Below are 14031 nucleotides of genomic sequence, written 5' to 3'. Positions count from 1 at the left end.
ATGAAACAATATGGTTTTTTTGTAGACAGCTCCAAGTGCACCGGCTGCAAAACCTGTCAGGTGAGCTGTAAAGATGAGAAGGACTTGCCTCTGGGGCCAAAATTCCGCCGCGTGTACGAATACGGCGGCGGCAGCTGGGCAAAGGAAGGCAACCTGTGGACGCAAAACGTGTTCAGCTACTACCTTTCCATCGCCTGCAACCACTGCGCGGCGCCTACCTGTGTGGAAGGCTGCCCGACCGGGGCGATGCACAAGCGGGAAGAGGACGGGCTGGTGGTGGTCAACCAGGAGATCTGCGTAGGCTGCCGCTACTGCGAGATGCGCTGCCCCTACGGCGCACCGCAGTTTGACGCCGAGAAGAAGGTGATGTCCAAGTGCGACGGCTGCTATCAGCGCGTCGCCGAGGGCAAAAAGCCGGTTTGCGTCGAGTCCTGCCCGCAGCGGGCGCTGGACTTCGATGAAATCGGCGTGCTGCGCGAGAAGTACGGCGATGAAAACGCGGTGGCTCCACTGCCGGATCCGGGATTGACCGGGCCAAACCTGGTTATCAAAGCGCATCGAGATGCAAAACCGTGCGGCGATAAGTCTGGCCGCATCCAGAACCCGGCGGAGGTGTAACATGCATGAACTCCCGTTAGTCTTTTTCACCGTGCTGGGGCAAAGCGCGGTGGGCCTTTTCCTGCTGGCCTTCATTAGCTACCGTTTAAAACTGTCCGACTGGGAAGGGCTTAAGCGCGCCAACCTGCTGGCGTTTATCCTGATGGCCGTTGGGCTTGCGTGCAGTACGTTTCACCTCGGGCAGCTGTTTCGCATGTTCAACATGCTGGCGGGCGTCGGCCGCTCGCCGATGAGCAACGAGATCGTGCTCGGCGGTGCCTTTATCGGCCTGGCTTTCTGCACGCTGTTCTTCTTCTACGTGAAAAAGAGCGCGGCGCTTGCGACGCTGTTCAACGTGCTGACCATCGTCGTCGGGCTGGCGTTTGTCTGGTCGATGACGCAGGTGTATCAGCTGGCGACGGTCGGCAGCTGGAATACGCCGCACACGGCGTGGCAGATGTGGATGACCGTGCTGGTCGGCGGCGGCGCCTGTGCGCTGCTGGCGGGCGTGCGTAAAGTCGGCGGCTTCGCGCTGTTGGTGGGGGCTGTCTTAAGCCTGCTGGCCAAGCCCGGCTATCTGAGCTTCGTTACCGACGCCGACCCTGCGCTTTCCGGCGCGCAAACGACGCTGTGGGCCGTTCAGGCGTTCTTCCTGGCGTTAGGCATTGCTGCCGCAGCCGTCGCGCTGGTGAAAAGCGAGAGCGCCAAAGCGGCTCTGGCGCTGTGCGCCTGCGGCGTAGTGGTTGGCGAACTGCTTTCCCGCATCGCGTTCTATAACCTTTGGGCGGTCGCCCTTTAAGGCTCGACGGCCGGGAAACCCCCGGCCGTTAATCCACCCCACGATATGCCCTTTTAGCCAGGCTGAAAGGTGGCGTATAATCGAGACCGTAGCCCTATTCTCTGGAGTTTCCCCTTTGTCTAAAGACGAACGCTTTTATCGTGCCTATATGGAACACCGCGAGGTGAGCCGACGCGGCCTGCTGCGCGGGCTGTTTAAGGGCGCGCAGGATGCGGTCGAACAAGAGGCGCGGAAGCTCGAGATAAAGGCCGACGTGATTCGCCCGCCGGGCGCAGTGGGCGAAGCGCTGTTTCGCCAACAGTGCAACGGCTGCGGCGACTGCGTAACCGCCTGCCCTGAATCCCTTATCGTCATGAACGGCGGCTACCCGGCGCTCGATTTTATCGCCAACTACTGCTCGCGCTGCGGCGAGTGCGTGAAGGCCTGTGGGCAGGGCGCGCTTTTGGAAGGGACGTTTCGCCTCAACGGGCGGCCCTTGGTGCAGCACACCTGCCAGAACCGCTATATGTACTGCGACACCTGCCGTCGGCGCTGCCAAAAATCCGCTATCGTCTGGCAAAGTTCACTGGCGCCGACCATTGATGCCGAGAAGTGCGACGGCTGCGGCGAATGTGCGTTTGCCTGCCCGGTGAATGCGCTCGAAATGACGGTTATCTGATCCCTCGTATTTCCCCCTCCGATATTGTCTCAGATACAACACATTTAAAACGCATTGGTAACACTTTATAAACATAAATGAGAATTGATATCATTTGTATTTATGCCTAAAATCACGGGATAACAAAAAGCAGAACCCAAGGAGTTCCCGTGATTGCCAATCCTCGCCTTATCCCCCATTCTGACTGGGTTTCGCCGACGTTAATCGTCGCGGACAGTGATCAACCGATTGCCTTTACTCTTCAAGACGCCTTCAACTACCACGGCTATGACGCGGTGGGCGGCGTAGTGCTTGGCTTTCGCTTATTGCAACGCGCCATTGCGTTGCTAACCGAGGACGGCGAACTGCTTGAACGGCGCGAACTGTCACTGTTTACCGCCTTTCCCGGCTTGGGCGCGAGGGACGGATTTGAGCTGGTGAGCCGCATGGTGAGCGAAGGGCGCTTCACGCTGGACGTTGACTACGTTCACCCCGCTGCGCAGAAGGGCATTGCTGGCAGCTTTTATTTTAAATTCAGCTATCGTGGGAAAAGCGTTGAGCTGGCGCCGGCCGTCGGCCAGCCGCCGGAATCGTTTTTAGCCATGGGGCGCGCCAGCAAGCGGGCGGATGCCACCGAAGAAGCTCTGTGCGGATGGACGGACGCCAAGTATCAGCTAGCCAACGTGTTGCTCACCGTAAGCGCTCAGGACGCCGTTCGGCTGCTGTGATGCGCTATTTTAGACCGCTTCTGACGCCGCTGCTGGTGGTAGTGTACTGGCAGCTTTTGGCGAGTTCGGGCGTGATTTCAGCCTACCTGCTGCCGCCGCCTCTGACGGTGCTCCATTCTGCCGCCGACATGTGGCGTTCGGGAGCGCTGCCTTTGCACATTGCGACCTCCCTTAAGCGCGTGTTTGAAGGGTTTCTCATCAGCTGTACGTTGGGCATGCTGCTGGCGGGGCTGGTGGCGCGCTTTTCCTGGTTTGAACAGCTGCTGTCCGCGCCGCTGGCGCTGTTTCGCATGATCCCGCCTTTGGCGATGACGCCGCTGCTGATCCTGTGGTTGGGAATTGGCGAAGCCACCCAGCTGTCGATTATCGTGCTGGCGTCTATCTTTCCCATTTTTCTTAATACTCGGGACGGCCTGCGCCGCGTGTCGCCGGAGCACCGCGAGCTGGCGGTGGCGCTGAACCTGTCGTCCGTTCGCTACCTGTTTTTCATCGTTATCCCCAGCGCCGTGCCGTCCGCTGTGACGGGCGTTCGTCTGGCCTTCGGCTACAGTTGGCGGGCGCTTATTGGCGCGGAACTCATTGCCGCCGCCAGCGGGCTCGGCTATCTAATAGTCGACTCTCAGGAAATGATGCGTACCGACGCGGTGATGGTGGGGATTTTGACCATCGGGCTCATTGGCTGGTTGCTGGATACGCTGTTTTATCAGGCGATGGCCAGAAGGTTAGCGTGGCGCTTCCCGGAGGTGGTCCGATGATGCGGGGGCTCACGGCGATTAGCAAACGCTACGGCGCGCGAGCGGTGCTGGAAGACGTCTCCCTTTCTCTGCCCGAAGGCGAGATAACCTGCCTGCTGGGGCCTTCCGGCTGCGGTAAGTCGACGCTGCTGCGCATTCTGGGCGGGCTTATTTCCCCTGACGGCGGCTCGGTTAACGTATCGCCCGCCGACTGCGCCATGGTGTTTCAGGAGCCTAGGCTGCTGCCGTGGCTAACTGTGGCGGAAAACTTGGCGCTGGCGCAGCCCTTTTGGCGTTCGAATAAGCGCGCGGCTATTGACGACGCGCTGGCGAAGGTTCAGCTAAGCGGCGTACGGGATATGATGCCCGCGTCGCTGTCCGGCGGAATGGCCCAGCGGGTAGGGATTGCCCGGGCGCTGCTGCAACGCCCCAGAGTGCTGCTGATGGATGAGCCTTTCGCCGCGCTGGACGCCATTACCCGCGCCGAACAGCAGCACATGCTGAGCGGCTTGATTAATGGGCAGAGGACGAGCTGCCTGTTCGTCACTCACGACATTCACGAGGCGATAACCATCGGCGACCGCATTCTGGTAATGAATCAGGGGCGGATCTCTGCGGAGTTTATTCGCGCAGAGAGCGGATATCCGACTGAATTAAAAAGACAGATCCTTAACTACCTACAACCGATTGAAACCAAGGAATGATAATGAAAAAGACGGTATTAACCGGCGCGCTCGCGCTGCTGCTTGGCCTGAGCCAGGCTCATGCTTCCGACAAGACTATCGACATCAGCTACGTCAAGGCGCCGTTCAACCTGCAAATGATGGTGATGAAAGAGCAGGGGCTTTTAGAAAAGCAGGCCGAGAAGCTCGGCGTGACGGTCAAGTGGCATGAAATCACCTCCGGCGCCAAGCAGGCTCAGGCGTTAGCCAGCGGCGATCTGGACGTGGCTGGGGTCATGAACACCTCTTCGGTACTGATGGCGAACGGTGAAGGTAATGCGGTCAAGATTATCGCCGGCGTCTCCCGCCCGACGGGCACGTTCGCCATTGTTGCGAAAAAGGGCGGCGTGACGTCGATTGCCGACCTGAAGGGCAAGAAGGTCGCCGGGCCGAAGGGTACCGTGCTGCACCAGACGCTGGTCGCCGCGCTGGTGAAAAACGGCTTGACCATGAAAGACGTACAGTTTGTACAGATGGACATTCCGCAGGCATTCGCTGCGCTTCAGAGCGGCCAGGTTGACGCCGCGCTGCTGGCGGCGACGTCCGTGATTAAGGCCGAGCAGGAAGGCGCTAAGGTGCTGACGACGGCTGACGGACTGGTGGTGCCGAAGCTGGTGATGGCGTCCAGCGAAGCGGTAGTGAAAAATCACCCGGACTGGATTAAGGCCGCGGTAGCGGCTCACGACGAAGCGGGCAAGTGGATTGAAGAGCACAAGGCTGAGGCCATTGCGCTGGGCGCCAAGGTACAGGGCATCAGCGTTGAGGATGCGCAAAGTCTGTTTGACGGCTCACACTTTACCCAGCGGATGAATCAGGGCGATATCGACAGCATGAAAGACGACGTTCGCTTCATGTTAGACAACGATATGATGCGCAACTCGCCGGATATCGGCGCTATTGTTATCCCTCAGGCCATGGAGCGTTAACCAATGCAAGCGTGTAGCGTAACCGTCCACGACAGAGACGGCGACATTGTTTTAACGCGGGAAGACCTGCTGAAATACGCCACTAAAGAGAACGTTATCGCCTCGGCGCTGATGATTCGCCTGTGCCGGTTTACCTTCAGCCAGCTGTCGCCGCAGGAGCCAGTGCGCCGCCGTGAGCTGTACTGGCAGGTCGGCTTCCCCGGCCCCGGCATTCTCGACTGCGTAGAGATGGTGTCCCACGCGGTGCGAGATGGGCGCTGCCTGCAAAACCCGACGCTGAGCCATCCGGAAGCCGATGCTCCCGCTTCATTAGTGGGCAGCTTCCTGTTTGAAATCGGCTATCGCGGCAAAACGCTGGTTGTCTGGCCCGATAAGTCGGTGCTTGACGACGAGTTCCGCTCACAGGTTTCGACCTGGCAGGCGGTCGAAGAGGGAAGCGAAGGCTACGATGCTTATCTTGAATACAAGGCGGGGAAGGTTCGGCAGATTATGACGATGCCGGACGAGGCGCTGTTCCACTTTGCGTGGAAGTAGCTTTTTTCTTCGTGACTTCGCGGGCCGGCTCCGTTTTGGACGGCCCGTGCTTTCCTTTTTCGGTCTTTCATCTGACGGCTTGTATAAGAGCGCCCTCTTTTCAGCCGTAGGGAAGCGCCATGAAGCTAAGCCAAGCGAGCCGAAGAACTATGTGCTCCGGGCGTTTTCGTTGAAGCATGCGAATTACGAGACGCGGTTCAAGCGGTAATTTGGAAAGGAATAGGCGAAAGGTGGGTTTTAGTCGCTTGCGCTGAATCCCCTCTTCGGCATAAATCGTTATCACTATTTTGAGTAAAGCACCCCATTTTTTTGTTTTCCTTCTTTCTTTTTTCACTCCGTTTGCGGCCTTTTCTGACCAGCTGATGTAAACCTTCTTTTGAGCGTTGAAGCCTCTTTGGCGCACCGATACTGTTAATCAAACGGAATGAAAGGGGCGCTTTAAAATAATCATAAATGTTTATTTAAAGCGGGTGGAATTAAACAAAAATGTTTATATTTGACGGGTGGGATAGCATTAGCGTGAAGCAGAGCGAATTCAAACGCTGGCTAGAGGAACAGGGGGCATGGTTTAAGGATGGAACAAACCATCTGAAAGTCTATTTGAACGGCCGACAGTCCGTGATGCCGAGGCACCCGGCGAGAGAGATTTATGACAGATTGAGAAGAGCTATCGTTAAACAGCTTGGTTTGAAGAACGTTCAGTAGCGCATTGAGGAAATTAAGGAAAATCATGCGATATCGTGTTGATATTGAAAGAGACGGTAGTAACTATATGGTTTCGTTTCCGGATATCCCTGAAGCGCTGACCTGTGGCGATAGCCGTGAAGAGGCGCTGGAGATGGCGCACGATGCGCTAATCGTCGCTTTTGACTTCTATTTTGAAGACGAACGTCCGGTGCCGATGCCAACGCCGATTGAGGATGACGACGAATGGGTAGACGTACCGGCAGGCGTAGCGATCAAGGTGCTGCTGCTTAACGCCATGCTGGAAAGCGGCACGTCCCAAGCCGAGCTTGCTCGCCGTATGAACACGCGTCCGCAGGAAATGCAGCGCATCGTGAATCTAAATCACGCCACCAAGATCGATACTATTGAAAAAGCGCTGCTGGCGTTAGGGAAGCGGCTGGAGGTGTCGATCGTTTGAAGTGTAGCCATCTTGGGCGTTATTTATATCAACCCTAAGCCACCTCCTCTGGAGGTGGCGATCGTTTTCTGCTTTGGAAACGTTCGATTGAGCTGTGACTGGCCGATGGCGGGCCATGCGGGGGCAGTATTGCCCCCTTTTCTTTTCTAAATGCGCGATTAGGCTGGCTCGGGCACGTCTTTTTCATACAGCGCGCAAAACAGTGCGCTCACTTTCTCGTGCAGGATCATTTGCAGCGACTCTTTGACCGCCGCGTTATCGATACTGATAACGGCGCCGGCCAGCGCCAGACACTGCTCGATAAGCTCCAGCGGATCTTCGGTTCGGGTATTGACGTAGCTCAGCATGGCTCCATCTCCTTAAATAGGAAGGAAGCGACGGCGGGGCGGAGAAAGATCGATCTTTTCGAGATGGATCGGAAAAAAGATCTTAACGAGCGTATAAATTGCGGACGAGTTTGGATAAGCTTCAAAACAGCCATGGTGTTACCTCGTATAACATTGTGGTTAGAAACCCCGTTGGTGTTTGCGCACCGCGGGGTTTCGGCTTTTTATACCCGTCATAAACTTTACTTATTTGGGGTATAGCGAACGGCAAAGGCCGAACGCAACGCCACAGTATATTTATACAGTAAAGTCGGCAATGGGGAGATGAGGGAAAATCGAGGGGGATCGCAAAGAGGGATGAGCGCGTTTGTAATTAGAAAAGTACTTTGCTATCAGCGCCGCAGTTGTTGGATTTCTGCACTGCTTAATTTTAGCTAAGGGTTAAGATAGCCATCTGAAAGGATTACAGTTCGTGTAGAGATGGCTTAACAGGAGGCATCATGGTTATAGAAACACCCAGCGAGCAAGTACTGAAAAATTTGCTTAGAGAGCTCTTATTTTTGAACCAAAAACGGCTGATTGCAGAAATTGAAAGTCGCTACTCTCTGGATAGAGTCTGGCATACCGGCGGAAAGGAATGGACCTATGAGCTGAAGTTCCGCAAAGGGAGCAAGACGATATGTTCACTGCTTTTCAATGAGGAAGCGCTCGGCTTTATGGTGGTTTTCGGCAAGCCGGAACAGGCGAAATTTGAGGCGCTGCGCGGGGAATTTTCTGCCGTAATCGTAGAAAAATTTGATGCGGCCACGGCGTACCATGACGGGAAATGGCTTCTGTTTGACGTGCAGGAAGCGCTGTTTGCTGATTTTATGAAGCTGCTTGGGATAAAGCGTAGGGTTGATAAAAAAGAGCCGTAAATCGTCAGCTAAGGGATGGATGATAGTAATGCAATTAAAAAGGGAAGCTTACGACAACTATCACGATTCATAATCTCGACGGTGAACTAGCGGAAAGCTTGCGCGTAGCAGCGGCTCGTCATGGCAACTCGATAGAAGAAGAGGCCTGTTATATTCTGCGTCAGACATTAGGTTCAATCACAAAAAGGATTCGGTAGCTGGGTTCACCAACGTTTCAGTCAGATCGACGGTATTGAGCTGGAATTGCCCGATCGTTATGAGCTGCCGTGTGCGGCGAACATTGAATAATGAGAATTCTCGGCACGAATGCTGTTTTAGATATGATTCGTGCGCCGACGCGGTTGCCGCCAGGCATTGCGCCAAACTCATATTCCATTCCACTACATAATGTGGGGCACATATAGAGGCTTAATTTTTCTCCACGAGCTCTATAAATCAGCGCGTTTTCTCAAGCGGTCTATTTTAATTTTTTTAGTAATTCAAATGCGAAGAAATAGTACGTCATTGACGTACTGTGTCTTGCTATATATATTAAATAATGAAGGCATTAAGGACGATGATTTTTGTTGAAACACCAATCTTTACTGAAGACTGTAAAATTCTATTAACGGACGATAGCTATCTGTATCTTCAGCAGTTTTTAGCGGAAAATCCAGTAGCAGGAGACGTGATCCAAGGTACGGGTGGACTGCGTAAAGTCCGATGGTTGGTAAGAGGCGAAGGGAAGCGCAGCGGCGTTCGCATAATTTATTACTATAAAGTGAGTGATTCACAGATGCGGATGCTGTTGATTTATAGAAAAGGCGTGAAGGACGATCTAAGCGTTGTTGAGAAAAGGGCTCTACGGCAGCTAAATGAAAGGTGGTAAATATGGATAAAAAGTTATTTTCTCGTTTGACTGAAAGCATGGTTCAGATGAATGAAATTATTGATGGAGAGCGTTCTCCATCACGAGTCACCGTTGTTACCGCTGTGCACGTTAAAGAAATTCGTCGAATGACCGGATTAAGCCAGCCGCGTTTTGCTGCGTTAATTGACGTTAACGTTGGCACGTTAAGGAATTGGGAACAGGGACGGCGTGAGCCGGTTGGGGCGGCGAAAGCGCTGCTAAAAGCAATAGAAAACGATCCGGTTCACGTATTAGCAGCGTTGGCGAAATAAGGTGATCGGCTATCTTTCTCTGTATTTATAGTAGGAAAAACTATTTGCAGAAAGAGAAAATGTCCTAATCCTCAATCAAACATCGGGAGAACTCGTTGAACCGTATAACTATCCAAAATGAAAACCGCCTACGGGTATTGGACATCTTAAAAAATATAACGATTGCCGAGAGCCCTGGCGGGTGGAAAAGGCATACGACGATAGCCGTTGGCGGATTAACCGAAGTTGGGTTTTCAAAAAGAACCAACGATCTGCTTGTTATTTCCTCTTCGGGGCGCGGCCTGATCAATTGCATGACGGGCGAAAAGATTGCCCGCGACTATGAAGAATATGGCGATTGGTACGATCCCGTTAATCTGGTTTGCCAAGGGATAGGTCGCGTTGAAGACGAGTTCATTCATATTTCCGGGCTGTGTGGCGGTGGATTGCCTTTTGTTAACCGCTACGGTGAGTCGCTGGAAAGAGTTGCTCCTGACTGGCCCGTTGAAGACGTTATCCTTTGCCCTCCGGGAAAAGCGGCGCTTATTTCCTCTTTTCAAGAAGGGTGCGTCCGGTTTATTTCGGATTATATTCGCGCCGTCGGTTTTTCCTGGTGTGGTGAATTTCTGGTGTGCGCAACGTCGAGCGATGTCACTGTTTGGAAAAGGGAACCTTAGGTGCTTTGGGCCCTAAGACAGCGGCGAATGGTTTAATTATGGATGTATGTTTAATCGATTTAAAAGACCTGTGCGGCATGGCGGTGCGAGATATACAAGATATCCATCTTCGTGAATATACCGACTGGGCCGAGCAGCAGGTGATAAAGGGAAACGCGTCTGAGAACTTACTGATATTGGCTTCTTTTGGGCTGGATCCCGAATTAGACTGGTATGACGTTTCACGCTATTTTTATGCGTACTTAAGGGAAGTTGGGGTTTCAATCCCAGAGAGGGATGAGGCCGATTATTATTACGTGCGTAGGGCTTTTAAGAAGATTGCTTTTGCCAATTCCGATGAAGAGCTATGGTTTGAAGTGGCTAAATATTTTTCAGGTTGGTATTTAGAGTGTGATAGTTCATCGATAAATAAGGTGGTCTGGCATTGGAACCGAGTATATGATGACTTCGCTTATATTGATGACGATCCCTACTTTCTGGATATGCGCTACGGCAATATCCCTAAAGAAAAACATGCTGACTATGTCAGAGCGCTGGCGGTGAGATTTTATCGGTTATTTAATAGTGAACACTTTATTCTTTTCTTGAAAAAGCCCGGGCAGCTAGTTGCTCTGAGTTACTGATATTCACTCTAGCGGGTTCATTACTTAAACAACATAGTAAATTTAGGGATGATAGCAGCTGTGTTTCCACTTAAATTTGGCTGGAGTATAAAGTCGTCTCTTACGCTGTGCCTGCTGCTCCTCTCAGGCTGTAGCGTTTCGGTAGACGGCATTAATCCTGAAAAGCCTTTACTTCATGAGCTGGTACAGTGTCCGGTAGTTGATGGGGAGTTTTTACGCCAGGGTACGATAATAAGTAAGCCAGTTGGTCGTTCTCTTTATGACGCCGATAATTTGGCATCATTAATTAATGATTACTTTCTTTTCGATGAACGTACCGGTGACGCTATAGATATTTCCACGTTAGGAATAAAAACGCCTCTTGTACTAAAAGTTGATGAAGAAGGTGTGAATGTAACGTTTGCTCTAGACAATGGCCGCTTGCTGAAAAATTTTATTATTTCATATTATTGCGAGAATGGGCGATTGGTTATAAAACATAGATATACGTATCCCATGTATGAAACGACCGTTGGTGTTTTCAATATGGCGGTCCTTCGGAAAGATAATAATAGCTTATTGGTGACGCTATATCAGGAGCGTACGTATACTGGCGGGATATTCTTCACCACCTCAAAAACACAAGGTTGGCAGGGGCAATATAGATTCTATTTGGCTGATAAAAAGTAGTAGGGAATATAAAAAAACCTGCGTAAACGCAGGTCTAAAATCTGGTGGCCCCTCCCCGGCTTGAACGGGGGACCAAGCGATTATGAGTCGCCTGCTCTAACCACTGAGCTAAGGGGCCAGTAGGCGGCGATTATACGGTAAAACCCGGTGAAAAATCTACACTTGCCGCGTTTGCCTGCGGGTTTTCTGTGCAACTGATTTATCTAGTTGTTGCATCAATGCCCGCAAGCCTGTCCCTGACCGCCATCAGCGCGAAGCCGAGCAGGTTAGTGCCGTTCCACCGCAGAGGGTTAGCGGCGCGTTCATCGTCCTGAGCCAGGCCGATCCCCCAAATGCGGTCGACGGGGCTGGCCTCAACCAGCACGCGCGTGCGAGTGCCGACGAGAAACGCGCCCAGCGCCGGGTGCTGGCTGAACTTGTGGAAGTTGCCTTCGCACACCATCTCAAAGCAGCGCGCTTCCCAAACCTGTTGATTAAAGCCCGTTACCTGCCTGCCGAACTTTTTTGCCTCTGCCGGTGATTTGGCGTTCAGAATGCGGGGCAGAATAGCTTCGTCACCAAACAGCCTGGCCTTGCCCGCCATCATCCAGTGTTCGGCGCTGGCGTAGGTGACGCCGTCGACCTCAAACGGCGACGGCCACCACTGGCTAAAGCAGGAGGCGGTTACCGCGCCGCTGGGGGAAGGGCGGTGGCCCCAGAAATAGAGGTACTTGAAGCGCTTGCCGGCCCGCACCGACTGCTGCAGCGCGTCGAGCGTGTAGTTTCCCTGTTGCATAAACTAACTTCCTTAATAGATAAAAAAAGCCCCCAGCGAGCTGGAGGCCTTTGTATTAACAAAGTGCGAGAGCGCGGTCGCTTAGTCGTCCAAGAAGCTGCGCAGGACTTCTGAGCGGCTCGGATGACGCAGCTTGCGCAGCGCTTTCGCTTCAATTTGACGAATACGCTCACGAGTAACGTCAAACTGCTTGCCTACCTCTTCCAGCGTGTGGTCGGTGTTCATGTCGATACCAAAGCGCATGCGCAGCACCTTCGCTTCGCGAGCGGTAAGGCCGGCCAGCACTTCGTGGGTGGCCGAGCGCAGGCTCTCGGACGTCGCGGAGTCCAGCGGCAGCTCGAGGGTGGTGTCCTCGATGAAGTCGCCCAGATGCGAATCTTCGTCGTCGCCGATCGGCGTCTCCATGGAGATAGGCTCTTTGGCGATCTTCAGCACTTTGCGGATCTTGTCTTCCGGCATCATCATGCGCTCGGCCAGCTCTTCCGGCAGCGGCTCGCGGCCCATTTCCTGCAGCATTTGGCGAGAGATGCGGTTAAGCTTGTTGATTGTCTCGATCATGTGCACCGGAATACGGATGGTGCGCGCCTGATCGGCAATCGAACGCGTGATGGCCTGACGGATCCACCAGGTGGCATAGGTCGAGAACTTGTAGCCGCGGCGGTATTCAAACTTGTCTACCGCCTTCATCAGGCCGATGTTGCCTTCCTGAATCAGGTCGAGGAACTGCAGCCCACGGTTGGTGTACTTCTTGGCAATAGAGATAACCAGACGCAGGTTGGCTTCAACCATCTCTTTCTTCGCACGGCGAGCCTTGGCTTCACCGATAGACATGCGGCGGTTGATGTCCTTGACCTGCTCGATGGTTAATCCGGTCTCTTCTTCAATCATCTGCAGCTTCTGAATGCTGCGTTCGACCTCTTCGCCAACCTCTTTGAGCTTTTCAGACCACGGTTTGCCCATGGCGACCGCGCCATTGAACCATTCAAGGTTAGTTTCGTTGCCGGCGAACATGTTGACGAAGTTCTTCTTCGGCATCTTGCTCTGCTCAACGCACAGCTTGAGGATCAGGCGCTCCTGAGTGCGCACGCGGTCCATCATCTGACGCATGTTGTTGACTAAATAGTCAAACTGCTTGGGCACCAGGCGGAACTGTTTGAATACGTCAGAAAGCTTGACTATCTCTTCCTGCGCCTTCGCATTGCTGCGGCCGTGGGCTTTGATAGCCTTGCGGGTCGCTTCATACTGGTCGCGCAGCTCGGCGAACTTCTCGCGCGCCATTTCCGGATCGATGCCGATGTCTTCATCAGAGTCGGAATCAGAATCTTCGCCGTCTTCATCGTCATCATCGCTGTCGTCATCGTCCTGCTCTTCGCTGGACAGCTCAGAACCGACGTGGGTAGCGGCCGGGCCAAGTTCATCCGCGTTGGGATCGATGAAGGCAGTGATGAGGTCCGACAGACGGGTTTCACCGGTTTCTACGCGATCGTACTGCTCAAGCAGATAGGTGATAGCCTCCGGATATTCGGCGACGGAGCACTGAACCTGGTTGATACCTTCTTCAATGCGCTTGGCGATGTCGATTTCGCCTTCGCGGGTAAGCAGCTCAACGGTTCCCATTTCGCGCATGTACATACGAACGGGATCGGTGGTGCGCCCGATTTCGGATTCTACGCTGGAAAGCACCTGAGCGGCGGCTTCTGCTGCATCTTCGTCGGTATCCGCCGTGTTTTCAGCGAGCATGAGATCGTCGGCATCAGGCGCGATTTCCATAACCTGAATGCCCATGTCGTTGATCATCTGGATGATATCTTCGATCTGATCGGAGTCGATGATATCTTCCGGCAGGTGATCGTTAACCTGAGCGTAGGTTAAATAGCCCTGCTCCTTGCCTAGGGTAACAAGAAGCTTAAGCTGTGACTGCGGGTTTTGCTCCATAAGACGGTATCCACACTTCAGAGTAGTAAGTTTTTATCGGCTAAGCCGGTCATCATAAGCGATTGGGCCGTTTTTATCAGCTGCGGCCTTAAACAGCTTCAACGCAGGATTCGCTTCCTGCTCTATGCGGCACTTAAGCCGTTAATGC

The 14031-nt window shown here is 53.4% G+C and carries 20 protein-coding genes and 1 tRNA gene; 17 read left to right on the top strand and 4 right to left on the bottom strand.

The features are described from left to right. The 10 genes from V8L73_RS14815 (at position 1) to V8L73_RS14770 (ending at position 6821) form a co-directional block, all read left to right on the top strand. Positions 1-618 carry a DMSO/selenate family reductase complex B subunit gene (locus V8L73_RS14815; RefSeq protein WP_027275039.1) on the top strand — a complete coding sequence of 206 codons (618 nt, stop codon included), beginning with the start codon at positions 1-3 and terminating at the stop codon, positions 616-618. 1 nt (position 619) lies between these two features. Beyond that, entirely contained in the window at positions 620-1396 is a 777-nt protein-coding gene (locus V8L73_RS14810) for a dimethyl sulfoxide reductase anchor subunit family protein (protein WP_027275038.1), read from the top strand. A 115-nt stretch (positions 1397-1511) separates the two neighbouring features. Next, positions 1512-2054, top strand: a complete 543-nt coding sequence (locus tag V8L73_RS14805) for a 4Fe-4S binding protein (protein WP_027275037.1) — start codon at positions 1512-1514, stop codon at positions 2052-2054. A 149-nt stretch (positions 2055-2203) separates the two neighbouring features. Then, on the top strand, positions 2204-2761 hold the full coding sequence (locus V8L73_RS14800; RefSeq protein WP_347253348.1) for a hypothetical protein: 558 nt from the start codon (positions 2204-2206) through the stop codon (positions 2759-2761). Continuing rightward, entirely contained in the window at positions 2761-3516 is a 756-nt protein-coding gene (locus V8L73_RS14795; RefSeq protein WP_347253347.1) for an ABC transporter permease, read from the top strand. Before V8L73_RS14800 ends, V8L73_RS14795 begins: the two co-directional genes overlap by 1 nt. Continuing rightward, a complete protein-coding gene (locus tag V8L73_RS14790; protein WP_347253346.1) occupies positions 3513-4199 on the top strand; it encodes an ABC transporter ATP-binding protein in 687 nt (228 codons plus the stop codon). Before V8L73_RS14795 ends, V8L73_RS14790 begins: the two co-directional genes overlap by 4 nt. Before the next feature lie 2 nt (positions 4200-4201). Beyond that, complete coding sequence (locus V8L73_RS14785) at positions 4202-5143, top strand: ABC transporter substrate-binding protein (protein ID WP_027275033.1); 942 nt, start codon at positions 4202-4204, stop codon at positions 5141-5143. A 3-nt stretch (positions 5144-5146) separates the two neighbouring features. Next, positions 5147-5677: a hypothetical protein gene (locus V8L73_RS14780; RefSeq protein WP_027275032.1), complete on the top strand. Its 531-nt coding sequence runs from the start codon at positions 5147-5149 to the stop codon at positions 5675-5677. Positions 5678-6196: 519 nt separating this feature from the next. Continuing rightward, positions 6197-6382 carry an mRNA interferase gene (locus V8L73_RS14775; RefSeq protein ID WP_347254829.1) on the top strand — a complete coding sequence of 62 codons (186 nt, stop codon included), beginning with the start codon at positions 6197-6199 and terminating at the stop codon, positions 6380-6382. A 25-nt stretch (positions 6383-6407) separates the two neighbouring features. Then, positions 6408-6821, top strand: coding sequence for a type II toxin-antitoxin system HicB family antitoxin (locus V8L73_RS14770; protein ID WP_347253345.1), 414 nt, complete (start codon positions 6408-6410; stop codon positions 6819-6821). A gap of 158 nt (positions 6822-6979) precedes the next feature. Here V8L73_RS14770 and V8L73_RS14765 read toward each other — a convergent pair whose 3' ends face one another. Beyond that, positions 6980-7168 carry a hypothetical protein gene (locus tag V8L73_RS14765; protein ID WP_261832587.1) on the bottom strand — a complete coding sequence of 63 codons (189 nt, stop codon included), beginning with the start codon at positions 7166-7168 and terminating at the stop codon, positions 6980-6982. 479 nt (positions 7169-7647) lie between these two features. On the opposite strand from V8L73_RS14765, the gene V8L73_RS14760 reads away from it, so the two are divergent. The 7 genes from V8L73_RS14760 (at position 7648) to V8L73_RS14735 (ending at position 11173) form a co-directional block, all read left to right on the top strand. Beyond that, entirely contained in the window at positions 7648-8064 is a 417-nt protein-coding gene (locus V8L73_RS14760; protein WP_347253344.1) for a DUF3788 domain-containing protein, read from the top strand. 98 nt (positions 8065-8162) lie between these two features. Beyond that, entirely contained in the window at positions 8163-8261 is a 99-nt protein-coding gene (locus V8L73_RS19910) for a hypothetical protein (RefSeq protein WP_422655592.1), read from the top strand. A 359-nt stretch (positions 8262-8620) separates the two neighbouring features. Beyond that, positions 8621-8932, top strand: a complete 312-nt coding sequence (locus tag V8L73_RS14755) for a type II toxin-antitoxin system RelE/ParE family toxin (RefSeq protein ID WP_347253343.1) — start codon at positions 8621-8623, stop codon at positions 8930-8932. Positions 8933-8934: 2 nt separating this feature from the next. Then, positions 8935-9225 carry a helix-turn-helix domain-containing protein gene (locus V8L73_RS14750; RefSeq protein ID WP_027275024.1) on the top strand — a complete coding sequence of 97 codons (291 nt, stop codon included), beginning with the start codon at positions 8935-8937 and terminating at the stop codon, positions 9223-9225. A gap of 95 nt (positions 9226-9320) precedes the next feature. After that, positions 9321-9881 carry a hypothetical protein gene (locus tag V8L73_RS14745; protein ID WP_347253342.1) on the top strand — a complete coding sequence of 187 codons (561 nt, stop codon included), beginning with the start codon at positions 9321-9323 and terminating at the stop codon, positions 9879-9881. Next, positions 9863-10504, top strand: a complete 642-nt coding sequence (locus V8L73_RS14740) for a hypothetical protein (protein ID WP_347253341.1) — start codon at positions 9863-9865, stop codon at positions 10502-10504. The genes V8L73_RS14745 and V8L73_RS14740 overlap by 19 nt, the downstream gene beginning before the upstream one ends. A gap of 60 nt (positions 10505-10564) precedes the next feature. Beyond that, positions 10565-11173: a hypothetical protein gene (locus V8L73_RS14735; RefSeq protein ID WP_347253340.1), complete on the top strand. Its 609-nt coding sequence runs from the start codon at positions 10565-10567 to the stop codon at positions 11171-11173. Positions 11174-11215: 42 nt separating this feature from the next. On the opposite strand, the gene V8L73_RS14730 is transcribed toward V8L73_RS14735, so the two are convergent. From V8L73_RS14730 to rpoD, 3 genes are all read right to left on the bottom strand, one after another. Continuing rightward, positions 11216-11291: transfer RNA gene (locus V8L73_RS14730), tRNA-Ile, on the bottom strand. An 81-nt stretch (positions 11292-11372) separates the two neighbouring features. Then, complete coding sequence (locus V8L73_RS14725; protein WP_347253339.1) at positions 11373-11948, bottom strand: NADAR family protein; 576 nt, start codon at positions 11946-11948, stop codon at positions 11373-11375. Between the two features lie 81 nt (positions 11949-12029). Further along, positions 12030-13883 carry an RNA polymerase sigma factor RpoD gene (gene rpoD, locus V8L73_RS14720; RefSeq protein WP_027275019.1) on the bottom strand — a complete coding sequence of 618 codons (1854 nt, stop codon included), beginning with the start codon at positions 13881-13883 and terminating at the stop codon, positions 12030-12032. Between the last annotated feature and the right edge of the window lie 148 nt (positions 13884-14031).

Source organism: Leminorella grimontii, from assembly GCF_039789245.1.
Lineage (GTDB): Bacteria > Pseudomonadota > Gammaproteobacteria > Enterobacterales > Enterobacteriaceae > Leminorella > Leminorella grimontii.
The sequence above is the reverse complement of the archived record's forward strand: the minus strand, read 5'-3'. Positions and strand labels throughout refer to the sequence as shown.

Bases quoted from the DNA above. Each gene is read 5' to 3' on its own strand.
- V8L73_RS14815 (WP_027275039.1), top strand. From the start codon at position 1: ATGAAACAATATGGTTTTTTTGTAGACAGCTCCAAGTGCACCGGCTGC.
- V8L73_RS14810 (WP_027275038.1), top strand. From the start codon at position 620: ATGCATGAACTCCCGTTAGTCTTTTTCACCGTGCTGGGGCAAAGCGCG.
- V8L73_RS14795 (WP_347253347.1), top strand. From the start codon at position 2,761: ATGCGCTATTTTAGACCGCTTCTGACGCCGCTGCTGGTGGTAGTGTAC.
- V8L73_RS14790 (WP_347253346.1), top strand. From the start codon at position 3,513: ATGATGCGGGGGCTCACGGCGATTAGCAAACGCTACGGCGCGCGAGCG.
- V8L73_RS14785 (WP_027275033.1), top strand. From the start codon at position 4,202: ATGAAAAAGACGGTATTAACCGGCGCGCTCGCGCTGCTGCTTGGCCTG.
- V8L73_RS14780 (WP_027275032.1), top strand. From the start codon at position 5,147: ATGCAAGCGTGTAGCGTAACCGTCCACGACAGAGACGGCGACATTGTT.
- V8L73_RS14770 (WP_347253345.1), top strand. From the start codon at position 6,408: ATGCGATATCGTGTTGATATTGAAAGAGACGGTAGTAACTATATGGTT.
- V8L73_RS14765 (WP_261832587.1), bottom strand. From the start codon at position 7,168: ATGCTGAGCTACGTCAATACCCGAACCGAAGATCCGCTGGAGCTTATC.
- V8L73_RS14760 (WP_347253344.1), top strand. From the start codon at position 7,648: ATGGTTATAGAAACACCCAGCGAGCAAGTACTGAAAAATTTGCTTAGA.
- V8L73_RS14755 (WP_347253343.1), top strand. From the start codon at position 8,621: ATGATTTTTGTTGAAACACCAATCTTTACTGAAGACTGTAAAATTCTA.
- V8L73_RS14750 (WP_027275024.1), top strand. From the start codon at position 8,935: ATGGATAAAAAGTTATTTTCTCGTTTGACTGAAAGCATGGTTCAGATG.
- V8L73_RS14725 (WP_347253339.1), bottom strand. From the start codon at position 11,948: ATGCAACAGGGAAACTACACGCTCGACGCGCTGCAGCAGTCGGTGCGG.
- rpoD (WP_027275019.1), bottom strand. From the start codon at position 13,883: ATGGAGCAAAACCCGCAGTCACAGCTTAAGCTTCTTGTTACCCTAGGC.